This window comes from Streptomyces sp. NBRC 110611, assembly GCF_001590865.1.
Classification (GTDB): domain Bacteria; phylum Actinomycetota; class Actinomycetes; order Streptomycetales; family Streptomycetaceae; genus Streptomyces.
Genome location: NZ_BBUY01000002.1, coordinates 343478 through 357525 on the forward strand (window position 1 = coordinate 343478; position 14048 = coordinate 357525).

General features: G+C 65.2%; 7 protein-coding genes. 1 reads left to right on the plus strand and 6 read right to left on the minus strand.

All coding sequences use genetic code 11. The annotated features are described in order from the left end of the window. Positions 1–439: 439 nt before the first annotated feature. The 4 genes from AZE13_RS06090 to AZE13_RS37465 form a co-directional block, all read right to left on the minus strand. Complete coding sequence (locus AZE13_RS06090; RefSeq protein WP_066927736.1) at positions 440–3580, minus strand: type I restriction endonuclease subunit R; 3141 nt, start codon at positions 3578–3580, stop codon at positions 440–442. After that, positions 3580–4758 carry a hypothetical protein gene (locus AZE13_RS06095; RefSeq protein WP_066927738.1) on the minus strand — a complete coding sequence of 393 codons (1179 nt, stop codon included), beginning with the start codon at positions 4756–4758 and terminating at the stop codon, positions 3580–3582. The genes AZE13_RS06090 and AZE13_RS06095 overlap by 1 nt, the downstream gene beginning before the upstream one ends. Then, a complete protein-coding gene (locus AZE13_RS06100) occupies positions 4758–6503 on the minus strand; it encodes a class I SAM-dependent DNA methyltransferase (protein WP_066927740.1) in 1746 nt (581 codons plus the stop codon). The genes AZE13_RS06095 and AZE13_RS06100 overlap by 1 nt, the downstream gene beginning before the upstream one ends. 1131 nt (positions 6504–7634) lie before the next feature. Then, a complete protein-coding gene (locus tag AZE13_RS37465; protein ID WP_220127566.1) occupies positions 7635–8195 on the minus strand; it encodes a hypothetical protein in 561 nt (186 codons plus the stop codon). On the opposite strand from AZE13_RS37465, the gene AZE13_RS37470 reads away from it, so the two are divergent. Then, positions 8194–8556 (plus strand): hypothetical protein, encoded by a 363-nt coding sequence (locus AZE13_RS37470; protein ID WP_066927744.1) that lies wholly within the window; start codon positions 8194–8196, stop codon positions 8554–8556. The genes AZE13_RS37465 and AZE13_RS37470 overlap by 2 nt on opposite strands. Before the next feature lie 534 nt (positions 8557–9090). Here AZE13_RS37470 and AZE13_RS06115 read toward each other — a convergent pair. Further along, positions 9091–9738 (minus strand): hypothetical protein, encoded by a 648-nt coding sequence (locus tag AZE13_RS06115; protein WP_066927746.1) that lies wholly within the window; start codon positions 9736–9738, stop codon positions 9091–9093. A 3-nt stretch (positions 9739–9741) separates the two neighbouring features. Then, the gene (locus AZE13_RS06120) at positions 9742–14034 is read right to left on the minus strand and encodes a polymorphic toxin-type HINT domain-containing protein (RefSeq protein ID WP_147264612.1); all 4293 of its coding nucleotides are present in this window, start codon (positions 14032–14034) and stop codon (positions 9742–9744) included. Positions 14035–14048 lie beyond the last annotated feature (14 nt).

Genomic DNA, 14048 nt, shown 5'->3' on the forward strand with positions numbered 1-14048 from the left:
TTCGTGCGACGGGATGATGTCACGGTCGGAGTTACGCCACGTCAGTTCGCTCCTCGAAATCCTCATGCCCGCGTTCGGCCCGCTCTGGTAGACCGGCACGCCGCCTTGTGCGAGCCCTTCGTCCGTCCTGCGCGGCCATCTGGTCGGCGAAGCGCAGGGGCAGTCGATGCTGCCCCTGGTCCTGCCCGGGGAGCGGGAGGCCCCACAGGGTGGTGCGCAGATGCCAGGCCAGGGTGCCGTCGGGGGAGACGAGTTCGGTCGGTGTGCCTGCGAGGTCGGTGACGATGGCGTGGAAGCGGACTTCGACCTCGGCATCACTGAGTGCGTGGTCGAGCTGGGCGAACGGGCGGTGACTGCCGGGGGTGTAGTCCCAAGTGGTGTGTGCCCGGTGCTGGTGGCCTGCTGGGGCGGGGCGTGCGGGACGTTCATGCCGCCGTGTCTAATTCACCTGCTGATCGACCGCTGCTTCGTAGAAGGCATCCGCGAGGGCGACGATGATCGAGTTGATGGCCGGCCCGTCGGTGAAGAAGTAGTCAGCCATCGTGTTGTGGGCGTCCTGGTTGTCTGCAACCGCCTCCGTAACGGCTGCTTGGAAGTCTTGCGACTCCACGAACTGCTTCTTGGAGTTCACCTTGGTCTGCTTGATCAGGTTCGGGTCGGCGAGCAACCGCTGGACGAGTCCCTGCACGAACTCCCTGACCTGGGACTCGGCGAACGATTCAGCGCCGAAGAGGTCGTTCATCTTGTCTATGACGACCTGGAGCGCGACGTACTTCGGATCCTTCTTCGTGCCCGTGCCGGCTGCGCTGATGCCCTTCAGCTGCCCGTCGCCCACGAGCGAGATGTTGACCGGGCTTGCCTTGTTGTGCTTGACCCCGACCAGCACCACGTCGGAGAGGTCTACGTCGGCGGCCCAGGCGGACTCGGCGATGACCTTCTCCAGCAAGCGCAGGAAGATGGAGAGCATCTCCATGTAGGGGTCGCCGTAGTCGACGATCTGGGACATGAAGTCATAGAGACGTACGTAGGTGGAGACATCCTTGCGGAACAGGTCGAGCGCCTTGAGCGTGACCTTGTCCTCTTCCTCGATCGCCCGCGCGTAGCGGCGTCGGAAGTCGTGCTGCGCCGGGCTGATCGCCGCCGAGAGCGCGTTGTTGCCCTTCCGGGTCACCCACAGTTCGGCGACCTTGCGGACGTCGTCGTCGGTGTAGATTCCGGCCTGGGCGAGTTTGTTAGCCAGGTGGATGACGACGTACGGGTCGGTCTCGGTCTCCAGGGTGGCGTTTTTGAAGTACGGTTCGAAGGCTGCCTTGATGTCCTCGGGCTTGTTGGCGAAGTCGATGACGAACGTCTTGCGCTTCTGTTCCCCACCAGCGGTGCGATGGGTGCGGTTGAGCCGCGAGAGCGTCTGCACCGCGGTGACACCTGACAGCTTCTTGTCGATGTACATCGCCGAGAGTAAGGGCTGGTCGAAGCCGGTCTGGAACTTGTTGGCGACCAGCATGATCTTGTACGTCTCGCCCTTGAATGCGGCTGCCAGATCAGCCCCGGCGCCCGGGTTCATGTTGGCCTCGGTGAACTCGTCATCCTTCGACGGCTGCGGGCCCCAGGCGCTGTGCCAGGTCTCGTCCTCGGTCATCGTCACCCCGGCGGAGAAGGCGACCAGGGTGCGGTAGTTGTACGAGGCGTCCTCGGTGCGGCGCCTGGCGATGTAGGCGTCGATGGCCAGCTTGTACTTCACCGCGGACTTGCGCGAGTCGGTTACCACCATCGCTTTCGCCTTGCCTTCGAGGAGGTAGGAGACGTTGGCGTGGAAGTGCTCGACGATGATCTGCACCTTCTGGCTGATGTTCGTCGGATGGAGCTGCACCCACCGCATCAGACCCTTGCGGGCGGCTGCCTCCTCAACCTCTCTCCCGTCACCGCTCTCGGCCCTGCCAGCGATCTTCAACGCGGTGTCGTAGGACTGATAGCCCTTGAGTACGTCGAGGATGTAGCCCTCCTCGATCGCCTGCTTCATCGAGTACAGGTGGAACTCGCACGGCTTGCCGTCGACCCCTTGGCGGCCGAACAGTTCGAGGGTCTTGTTCTTCGGCGTCGCGGTGAAGGCGAAGTAGGAGATGTTCTCCGACTCGGCCCGCTCGGTCATCTCCGATGCCAGGATCGACTCCACATCGACCTCGCCGCCCTCCTCGATCTCCTTGACCTCCTCAGCAGTCAGCACCTGCTTCAGTTTTGAGGAGATCTGACCCGACTGGGAGGAGTGCGCCTCATCGGCGATGACGGCGAACCGCTTGCCCTTCAGGCCAGCGTCGGTCCGTATCTCGGTCAGCGCATGCGGGAAGGTCTGCACCGTCACCGCGATGATGAGTTCACCGTTCTTCAACGCCTGCGCCAGCAGCCCTGACTTCGACTTCGCGCCGGCCTTGCGGACGTCCTCGGGGCTGATGGTCGCGACGATCTTGCCGGTGCCGTCGATCTGCCGGATCGCATCCTGCAGCTGGGAGTCGAGTACGGTGCGGTCCACGACCACGATGACCGAGTCGAAGACCTTCCGATCACCGACATGCAGCCGCGCCAGCCGGTGGGCCGTCCAGGCGATGGTGTTCGTCTTCCCCGACCCGGCTGAGTGCTCAATCAGGTACCGCTGCCCGACACCCTCCTTCTTCACCGCCTCGACGATGCTCGTGACGGCCTCCCACTGGTGGAACCGCGGGAAGAGCATGCTCGTACGCCGCACCGACGTGCCGGTGGTGACGTCCCACTCTTCCTTGGTCTGCACGATCATCAGCCGCCCGATGATGTTCAGCCAGGCGTGTTTCTCCCAGACGCGTTCCCACAGGTACGCCGTCGCCGACCGTCCGTCCGCGCCGGGCGGGTTGCCGGCACCGCCGTCGAAGCCGATGTTGAACGGCAAGAAGTGGGTCTTCTCCCCCTCCAGCCTCGTGGTCATCGCCGCCAGGTCGTTCGAGACCGCGAAGTGCACCAGCGCGCGGTGGCCGAACGACAGCAACGGCTCCGGCCGCCCGTTCGTCAACGGATGACGATCCTGCTTGTACTGGTTGACCGCCTCGTCCAACGACTGGGTGAAGTCGGTCTTCAGCTCCACCGTGGCCACCGGGAGCCCGTTGACGAAGAACACCAGATCGATACTGCGCTGGTCAGCGGTCGAGAAGTGTACCTGCCGCACCACCCGCACCCGCATCGCCTCGTAGTGCGCCGTCGTGGTCTCGTTGAGCGACGTCTCCGGACGGAACTGCGCCATCTTCAACCGGCCACCGCCGATATACTGCACCCCGTTGCGCAGGATGTTCAGCGTCCCGCCGCCATGTTCCAGCGGCCGGTCGAGCGCCGCGGTCAGCACGTCGAGGAACTTCGCCTGCGACCCTGCCGCCTTCAACGCCTTCTCGAACGCCGGCTTCTGTGTCTCCTCCAGCCACGCATACAGGTCGCCCGGGAACAGCGCCCGCTCCCGGTCGTAGTCACCACCGTCACGGTCGTTCGCCGAGTACAGCCAACCGTGAGCCTCGAGGTGTTCACAGATCTCCGTCTCGAAGACCACCTCGTTGTGGTCGGCCATCACGCCACCTCTCGTACGTCGATCTGCCCCGTTACAGCAGCCGTGATCAGTGCCGACCGGCGTTCGCCGGCAAGCTCGAGAAAACGCTCCGTCTCCGCGATGAGCGTGTCGATCTTCGCCAACTGACCTGCGAGATCCGCGGCCGCATGCGGATGAGTCGGCAGGTTGATATCGAACCGCGCGAGGTCCTTCATGCCGAGCGTGGGCTGAATGCTGTCGCCGCTCGTCGCCAACTCGGCCTGACGCAGGAAGCCGTTCGATCCGAGCCAGGCGCACAGGAGTGGCGCCACAGCCGTGTCTCTGCAACGGAGCACCGCCACAGCCCTCGCCACATTCGCCCCCGCGAGCCACCGAGGCGCGACCGCAGCCTGTCCCATCTTGCCGACAACGCCAAGGAGGACCTCTCCGCCGCTGATCTTCGTGCGAGAGTACTCATTCGACTGCTCAGGCGTAATCGCCAGCAGGGGTCGTTCCGTCGCGAGGTTCAGGATGTCGCCGACCCGGACGAACGGGACGCCCTCCGTCTCGTCCACGTACCTCGGCACCAGCACCCCGTACGAGGGACGAACCGACAGCAACCTGCCAACCCTGGTTGTGTCAGTTGAGGGCCCGGGACTGAACGCTGCGGAGAGGACGGCATTACGCCGCTCGCGGAGCAACTCGATCAGTCGCTGCTGCTCCTCGACGAGCGTATCGATGCGGGCCGTCTCACGGTCGAGGTAGCCGGCGATGGCCCGCTGCTCGGCGCGGTCGGGAATGTAGGCGTCAATCGTCTTCAGGACCGAGAACGGCACCTCCGTGGTCCGAACGTTGGCTTGGTTGCCTGCGCCGATTCCCCGCTCGCGCTTGATGAGCTCCTCGGTGAACCACGAAGACTTCATGAGGTACGCGACGAAGTGTGGATCCGCCCCTTCGCGCGGTCGCATGACCTCGTAGTGATAGGTGACCAACCCGTCCTCTGCTGCGACACCCATAGCGCCCGAGCGGATGCTCATCTTGTTGAAGACGATGTCGTTGGCCCGGCACACCTTGTAGTTGTCGAGTGACTCAGCCCGCTGAGGGGCGTCCGTCAACTCGCTTCGCCGGATGACACCTCGCGTCTGGGACACCGACATGAGCGGAAGGTCGACACCGGGGATTCGCTCGTCGATCTTCTCCATCGCGTGGCCGAAGCGCATCACTGCTCCACCTCTCGCAGCAGTTCGAGAATCTTGGCGACCTGCTTCTCCAGGTCGGTGTCGATCTCGGCGAGCGTGCGGGGTGCAACATACTTGTAGAAGTGGCGAGTGAACGGGATCTCGTAGCCGGTCTTGGTCTTGGCCCAGTCGATCCAGGTGTCAGGAACGTGTGGCTTCACCTCCGCGTCGAAGTACATCTGGATGACTTCGCGCTCCCCTGCCGCGCCGGCGGTTGAACCGCCGTAGGTGAAGGGGACGTTTTCGGTGTCACGCTTTTTCGAGTCGGGCTTCGGCCTGCCCTTGCGGTCGACGACAGGGTTCCCGTCCTCATTGAGCAGGGGACGCTCGACGGTGATGGTCCAGTAGCCGAACTCGTCGTTGCGCAGCACCTTGGAAAGGTCGGGGTCAGCGTCCTGGAAGTCGGTGTACAGCCGCACGACCTCGGCGCGGTCATCGTCGCTGATCTGGCGTCCCTTGGACCCGAGGTTCTTGCGCATCTTGGTCCAGAACGACGTGCCGTCGATGAGCTGGACTTTGCCCTGGCGGTCGGGATGCTTGGTGTTGTCGAGGATCCAGATGTAGGTGGCGATGCCGGTGTTGAAGAACATGTTGGTCGGCAGGGCGACGATCGCCTCGACGAGGTCGTTCTCCAACAGCCACCTGCGGATGTTGGAGGGACCGGATTCGGCGGCGCCGTTGAAGAGCGGCGAGCCGTTCATGACGATGCCGACGCGGCCGCCGCCATCCTCGGGTGCGCGCATCTTGTGGGCCAGGTGGAGCAGGAAGAGCATCTGGCCGTCCGAGGTCGCGGGGAGTCCCGGCGCGAAGCGACCGTAGGGGCCGGCGGAGTCGCGCTCCTCCTTGACCGCTTTGGCGTACTGCTTCCAGTCCACCCCGTAGGGCGGGTTGGACATGCAATAGTCGAACTGACGGCCCATGAAGGCGTCGTCGGTGAGCGTGTTACCGAAGGCGATGTTGGTCGCGTCGTGGCCCTTGGCGAGCAGGTCGGACTTGCAGATGGCGTACGACTGCGGGTTGTACTCCTGGCCGTACAAGCTCAGCTTCGCCTCAGGGTTCTCGGCGAGCAGGTGCTCCTCGGCCAGGGACAGCATGCCGCCGGTGCCGGCGGTGGGGTCGTACAGCGACCGGATGATGCCGTCCTCGGTAAGGTCGACGTCCCTCTCCGCGAAGATCAGGTCGACCAGCAGCCGGATCGCGTCGCGCGGTGTGTAGTGGTCTCCGGAGGTCTCGTTCGCGGCCTCGTTGAACTTGCGGATGATGTACTCGAACGCATCCCCCATGTCTGCGTTGGACACCACCTCGGGATGCAGGTCGACGGCGCCGAAGGACTTGACGATCTCGCGCAGGAGCCCGGCCTTCTCCAGGGCCAGGATCTCCTTCTTGAAGTCGAAGTACTCGAACACGTCCACGTCGGCGGAGAACCGGTCGATGTAGTCAGTGAGGTTGTCCGCCAGCCCGTCCGCATCGGCCAGCAGGTTGTCGAACTCGTAGTTGGAGGTGTTGTAGAACGTCCGCCCTGTGGCCTTCTTGACCTCGACCTTGAGCCGATTCGGGTTCTCGTACCTCGCAGCCAGCTCCCGTACCGCCGCGCGGTCCGGCTCGAGTACGCAGTCGAGCCGTCTCAGGATCGTGAACGGAAGAATCACTGTCCCGTACTGGTTGGGGCGATAGGGACCCCGAAGCCGGTCAGCGATTGACCAGATGAAGCTACCGAGCGTACTCACAAGTTCCTCACGAGAATCGTCTAGCAATGACGACTACTTTGCCAGAGACAGCAGCCACGGTCCCATGGTTCAGCTATGGGCCCCTCGACGTGCTCTTGCCGATCGGCTCAGGTACTTGCACACGTTGCCGGGACGGCAACTCCACAGGGCGTTGGAAGATGGCAAAATCGCGAGCGTGCCAGATGCGCACCATGCGGTGGCGCCGGGCCGCGACCTGGGGCAACTGCTCCTGGGCGCTTCCCCCCTCCCGGTGTTCGGCACATATGAGGCACACATGATGCCGAGAGACGCTGCGAACGCACGAGAACTAGCGAAACTTGTTTCCGCAGGTCAACCGCACTACGGTGATCTTTTTCACAGGTCGCAGCCCCGCCCAGGCGAAACGCCTAAAGCAGGTGTCGCAGGTTCGAATCCTGCCGGGGAGTGGTCGCAACCATCAGCGGCCACGAGGGCCGCCGCGCCGGCACCGGGCCGAAGCCCGCCCTGCTCGCCAAGGCGTTGCTGGAAGGCAACCCCCACGGCGTCGCCCCTACTCCATGGCTTCTCCCTCTCCCGCTTCGTCCCCACTCCCTGGCTCCGCATCGACTACCTCGCGCCGGTACTGCGAGTGGTCAAGGTCTGTTTGCAGTGCCGCATGCAACGGCACCGGATGGCGAGCACGGTCGGATCAGAAGAGGGTCTGGCAGCACAGGTGGGCGGTCATGGCATAGAAGGTCTGCTGCATCTCGTCGGTGCAGCGTCCCGATCGGTCCTCGAAGTCGCCTGCCCATGGTCCTACCAGCTCACACGCCAAGGGCACACCGCCACGCTTGACCACCACTCGGCAGGGTCCGTGCCCGCCACAGGGTTATGAAAGGCTGTACGCGGCCTCAACAGTGATCGGGTGGGCTCCAAACCCCGTATGTACCGCTCTACTCCCCAGACCACTGCCGCCGCCCAGTCCCCCCCCACGCCCCACCCGGTCCGGGCTCGAATGTGCCTGCGCCACGCCCACTGGCCGGCCCGCCAAGGCCACTCCGCAGGCACCAACACCGCCGGGCGGGAAGCCGCAGCCCGTCACCCGCCCAAACGGGCAGCAGTACCACCCCAGGGCCCTGGCACAACTCCCGGACGCTCGCCCCGCTCACCCCCTCAACCATCCGCCCCCACCAGCCCGGCGACCAGGACCACTACCCCACCGCCTGGGGAACCTTCCTCCACGAAGCCGCACACGCCGCCCACAGACGCTGGCACACCCCACCCCAGCTGCGCGGCACCGCCCTGGACCAGGCAGGCCGGGTGCTGGAGAAGTCCCGCGCCGAACACGCACACCTGCGCCGCCGCCCCGGCGACCGCCGCCACCTCCGAACCGCCGTACACACCCTGGTGCTCGACGGCTTCACCAACCAGACCCCCAGCGACCGGCGGCAAGCTGGCCGAAGCCATCGGCAAGGTCATCAGCCGCATCCAGGCGAACGAGGCCGCCCAAGCCGCAACCGAGGGCCAAGGCTGCTGCCGCCCGAGCCACCCGCGCCATGCCAAGCCACACAGGCACGGCAGGCGGCAAAGACCGCCGCCGGACGGCCGGCCCGAGCCCTGCGGGCCGCCGCCTACCGGGAACGCACCACCACCCACACCGCATCCGCTGCCCCGCCCGGACGCCTCGACATGCGCCAGGCCCTGGCCCGCGACGGTCGGCGTCTCCGGATCCATGCACCGCGCCACCGCCCCCATCGCCTCAGCCGCCTGGATCCTCGCCAAAGCCACCGCCCTGACCGACCCCGACTCCCGCACCGCCACCGCCACCGCCGCCTACGGCCGGCCCGTCACCGCCATCACCGCACCCGGCCGCACCCCCACCCGCGTCACACAATTCAGCGCCAAGGGAATGGGCCACAGCCTCGCCGAAGTCACCGACGTCCTCACAGCCGGCCTCGACCTCGACCGCCCCGAAGCAGGCTGCCTCCTGGTCGTCGCCTCCCACGGCCACTCCCCCGACGAAGCCGACCCCGCCCAGGCCACCACCGCCATCGCCAAAGCCGCAACCACCGCCCTGACCACCACCCACACCTGAAACCCCGGGTGCCGCTCCGGTACCGCCGGAGCGGCACCCCTACCCGCCGCTCAGAACGGCAACCTCGACAAGAGAATCTTCAGAGCTATAGAACCCCATGAATTAATCACGCTTCCTCACCGAGCGGTGATCCCTGAATGAGTGCAACACCCAGTCACGCTGCCCCCTCAGTAGACGGGCAGAAGCCCTGCTGGATCCAACTCCAGTAGGGCTTCTGCTATCGATCACGAATGTCCATGCCTCATTCTAGAAAAGCTCGTCGAGCCACTTCCAGTCGCCTGGGCAGGCGCCAGACTCTCTGAGACATTCCATGAGCTGCTCAATGTTGATGGCCTGACCGCCCGTCATCCGCATACACATGCATCATTTCCCTCTTGCCTTTGGGGGTGAGGTCTACGACCGATTGGCATCAAACAACGCTGTTTCACGACAGCCGTTATGCGAGTTTCAGTAGCGCGGAGGCCACGCTGAAGTGCTACAGCGTGGCCTCCGACCTTCAGATGCGGGCGAATTCCTCTCAGGCGCTTTGGCTAATCATCCCTTTTCCAGAACCCGGATCACTCGCATTACCAGGTCCTGGAAGGCGATCCGACAGCCGGCTACTTCGGTGATCAGACTCTCGCGCTCTGCCGGAGTCAGACGGCGACCTGCCTGTCGCTCGGCTTCGCGAAATGCCGCCACTTTTTGACTGCCGATCCTCTCCTCCCAACGCACTGCATGAGACGAGTTCTCGTGCAACTCCTCGAGTTTGTCACGGTAGGTCGCAATGACAGAAAGCTGGGTGGGGAATTGGGAGATAACCCCCTCGAAGAAGGATTTTCCTCTACCGTGAACAGCTTCCAGGAACTCCGCTTCGTTTGCGACGACCGTTCGGTCCAGGGCACCACCATGGAGATGGAGACGGATTCCATTCGGGCCGCGAAGGGCATCAATTCGAATTGGTTGATCCGGGAAGCGCAGCGATGCAGAATTCACCGATCCCAGCTCTGCTGCCATATCAGTGATATAGGCCCAGAGAGGGAACACGTAGTCCCACTCCTGGATGCCAATCAGCGTCTGACCGTCGATCGTAATCTCGACGGCCCCTTCGATGAGGTCAAACTCGCTCGAGAAGTCGCTCATGGACTCGAAGGGAAGGAACTCACCAGCCTCTGTTCTGCAGTAGGTCTCGATAGTGATCACTGGTCACTCCAGCGGAAAGAAGTTGCCGATGCGGCCGCCACTTATGCCCATTTGGTAGCGCACGCCCTTGTATACGCCTTCCACGTTATAGAATTCGTGGATTCCCTTCTTTACGATGAGGCCACGATTCTGTTGCACGACCTCACCGACCGCATCCGCGATATCATCGATCGTCATGGACTTCCGGAAGTTGGTCTGAGTGGTCTTGTCCGCACCCACACGGTATTTAGGGTGATGACGTTCCAGGATGTGCTTCATCCGCTCCTTCGTCAATCGAAGGGTGTCCGTTCCAGCGTCGAAGTGCCGGGTCTGCCAACCCTTGAGTGCATTGAAGGCACCACAGGTTGCATTGTGGACGAGTACGGGCGTCTCGCCTGCCAATACATAGTAGGTGTGAACGCCCTCGATTGTGAGGTTATAGACCTTGCGGCTCTCGGTCCAGGTTCGGGTGCTAACGACCTCTCGAATTTCACCCTGCGGAGTGCGGAGCCAGTCGCCTGCCTTCAGATTCTTGGCGTTCAGCCATCGACCCCGGCTATCCACCCAGAAAGAATGCCCCTCGGTGGTATTGACAGTATCGATAGCGTTCCCGGCTTCGCCATCAGAATCGATGGTGATCGCGACCAGGTTCTTCTGCCCCGTGTGAATTATGACATCGGCAATCGTCTGCGCCCCAGTCTGCCCGGTACTGGGTTCGGTTGCCAAAACCCGCTGCCCGATTCGGACATCCTTGATCAGCTCAGGCGTACCATCAGCCATCAATACCGGGGTTTCGGGCGTGAAACTGTTGCTATCGCGTACGCATGCCTCAATTTCTTCCCGATATTTGGCAAGAGCCTCTCCGCGCCTACCGAGAAGCTTCTTTGCCGCAGAGGACTCACGGATGAACTTGCCGAATCCGGTGACGGCACGGTATACGGCTTTGGAGATTTCCGGGAATTTCTTGACAACCTGCAGGGCCTTGCCCCAGGGGAGGGCGCCGACGAGTGTCCAGATGCAGCTTTCGACGTTGCCTTCGGTGAAGCACTTCTTGATGTCGTCGAGACCGACGAGTTCTTCGAGGATCTCGCCGCCGTTTTCCTTCAGGAAGTCACCAATTGACTTCCCGTCGTTCTTGCGAGCCTCAGCAATTTCTTCGGGCGTGAATCCCTCATCTTCGAGCGCCAGTTCTTCCTCTTCGGAAAATTCGGATTCGCTGCCCTTGCCTGCTTGTTTGGCGGCTTCTGCGCGGCGTTTGCGTTCCTGTTCGCGCTCGTATTCCTCGGCCTTTTCGGCGGCCTTCTTGGCTTCCTGGGCGTATGTGTTGGCGTTCTTGGCTGCTTCTTCCGCTGATTTGGCGTGCTTCTCGGCGGAGGCGGCGAGGTTGTTGGCGTCGGCGGCGTCCTTTTCGGCTTGGGCTGCTGCTCCCTGGGCGACGCTGGCTTCGTGTTCGGCCTGGCTGGCGGCGCTGTTGGCGGCGTTGGCCTGCTTCTGCGCGTCGGCAGCGGCGCCGCGGGCGCGGGCTGCTTCGGCTTCGGCCTCGTTGGCGGCCTTGCGGGCGGCTGCCGCGTCCTTGTAGGCCTGAGTGGCTGCCTCGCGGGCGAGCTTGGCGTCAGCCTGCGCCTGCACATCAGCCTTGTTGGCACTGGCAGCTGCTGCCCTGGCCTTGGCTGCGTCCTCGGCGGCCTGGGCGGCCGACTTCATCGCATCCGCAGCTGAACGCGCCGCGTTCGCCGTGGAGCGTGCCGCATCAGCGGCGGCCTTGAACGCCGGAGCTACCTGAGCATTGGCGTTCTTGGCGGCGTTTTCGGCGGCCTGGGCGGCCTTGAGCGCTTCGGTGGCCTTGGCCTCGGCCGAGGCCACCTGTTCCTGCCCGGTTTGCAGGGCAGCATTGGCCACCGCCGCGGCGAAGTCCGCGTCGACGTCCTTACCGGAGAACGGCGCGGTCAGGGTGAGGGCGGTGTTGGCCGGGTCGGCGATACCGGCCGCGGTGGTCCGGGCAGCACCGGCCGCCTGGACCGTGATGGTGGCCTGGATGCGGGCCATCGCGGCTTCGCGGACGGCGCCGTCAGCCTCGTCCTTGGTGCGGTTGGCTGTTTGCAGGGCATTGCTGGCGTGCATCGCGGCCAGTCCGGCCAGGCGAGCCGACTCGTGGGCGGCGATGCCGGCCCGGGCCTCCTGGGCGGTGGCCTCGGCGGCCTCGGCGTTCGCCTTCTGCGCCGCCGCGTGGGTGGCGGCGGCTTCGGCCTCGGCCTTGTTCGCCGCAGCATTCGCCTGGGCAGCCGCGTACTCGGCCTTGTTCGCCGCGGCGTTGGCCTTGGCGGCGTGCGCGGTGGCCTCGGCCGCCGCGGCCCGTGCCCGGGCGGCGTGCCCGGCGGCCTCCGTGGCCGCTGCGCGGGATCTCATGGCCGCGCCGCTGGCTCCGTCGGCCGAACTGCGGGCCGAACTGGCTGCTGCCCCGGCGGCGTTGGCATCCGCTCGTGCTGCCTGGGCGGCGGCATTGGCTTCACCAGCGGCCGCGGTGCCCCGGCCCGAGGCGGCCATCGCCTCGATCGCCCGAGCGCGGGCTTCCTTGGCCTGGTGGTTCTGCTCAGCCTTGAACGCCTTGTTCCGGGCCTCGCGGGCGTTGTTCTCCTCGCTGCGGGCTCGTTCGTCGGCCTTGGCGGCGATGCCTTCCTTCTCGGCAGCGCTCGCCCGTGCCGAAGCTGCCTGCGCCGCGGCTGCCTGGGCCTGCGCCCGCAGCGCCGCCGCCGTACGTGCCTCAGCCTCCGCGCGAGCGCGTGCCGCGGCAGCAGCGTTCCGTTCCCGCTCGGCACGTGCCCGCGCCTGCGCGGCCAGGTTGCGCTCACGTTCAGCGATCTTGCGCTGCTCGGCGGCAATCTTGGCCTGCCGTTCGGCCTCGAGGCGTGCCTGGCGGGTCTTCTTGGCGTGCTCCCAGGCCTCTTCCTGAGCCTTCTCGGCCCCTATACGAGCCTGCTTGGAGCGGGCGGCCGCATCGGCAGCGATCTTCGCCTGCCTCTCGGCGGCAGCGGCCATCTGTGCTGCGGCCTTGGCCTGCTCCTCGGCGTTGGCCCGCCACTTCTTGGCCTGCTGCTCATGCGCCTGGGCGGCGTTCTTCGAGTTCAGCGCCTTGGCATCGGCCTCGGTGGCGTCCACGGCGTGCTGGGCGGTCTGGGCAGCCTTGGCCGCCGCCTCCGCAGCAGCCTCGATGCCGTAGGCGACCTCGGCCCACTGGACGCCGTGCGTCAGCCCGGTCTCCACCAGAATGTCGGCCTGCCCCTTGGCCTGCAGAGCGGCGACCTTGGCACGCCAGGCTGCATCACCGGCGTACTTCACCTGCCGGGCAACCTCGGCCTTGACGTTGCCGTAGTCCGACAGGCGCTTGCCGGCCCGGTCGGCCGACAGCATCCGGTCGGCCTCTCGGGCGGCCGCGGCTGCCTGCGTCATCGCATTGGAAGCCGTCTTCAGCTCCCTGACGGCATCGCCGTGAACAGCGATCAGCTCGGTACGCGCCTTGGCCGCGCGGGCGGTCCGCTCCGCCAGATCCAGCAGCTTCTCCGCCGCCTCCCGGGCCTCCTTCAGCGCCTTCTCGTGCGCCGCCCGGTCGTCGGCATCCTTCTGCGCGGCGATCTGGTAGCCCTTTTCCAGGAACTCCTCGATCGCCTTGTCACTGCCGGCGGCCAGCGCGGCCCGAGCTGCCTTCTGCACCTCCGGCCCGCCGGCACCGGCCAGCATCTCTACTCGGCGGCGGAGTTCGGCCGCACGCTCTTTGGCGGTCTTCTCGTCCTTCTGATCCCGCTCCCGGGCGATCTCGGCGCCGAAGGCAAGGAAGTCGGCACGGTCCCTGGCCGTGGCCTTGGGGCCCAGAACGCGTTCGACCTCGGCGTTGAAGTGCGGGCCGCCGGTGCCTCGCATCGCCTCGATCTTCTTGCGGTTGCCAGCGTCGGTGTCGTCCTTCTTCTCCAGGGCCCGCTTGCGGGCCTCGGCCATACCGTGCTCCAGGAACTCCCGGATCGCGTTCGGATCGCTGCTTTCCAGGGCCTTCTTGGCGGCCTCGCGGACTTCTTCGAACTCGTCGAACTCCGCGTAGGTCTCCACCATCTCCCGGTCCCAGTCCCGGCTCATCCGCTCCAACTTCGACGGCGGAGCAGGAGCCGGTGTGGAATCCGATGCCGGCAGCGAAGCGGCCGCATGGTCCAGGGTGGACAGAGCCTGGGTGAACGCGCCGGGGCGGACAGACGGCGAAGCCGCAGGAGTGGCGGCAGCAGACTGGGCCGATATACCGCCCAGCATGGCCGCGGCCACTGCCGTGGACACGGCCTTGTGCATCA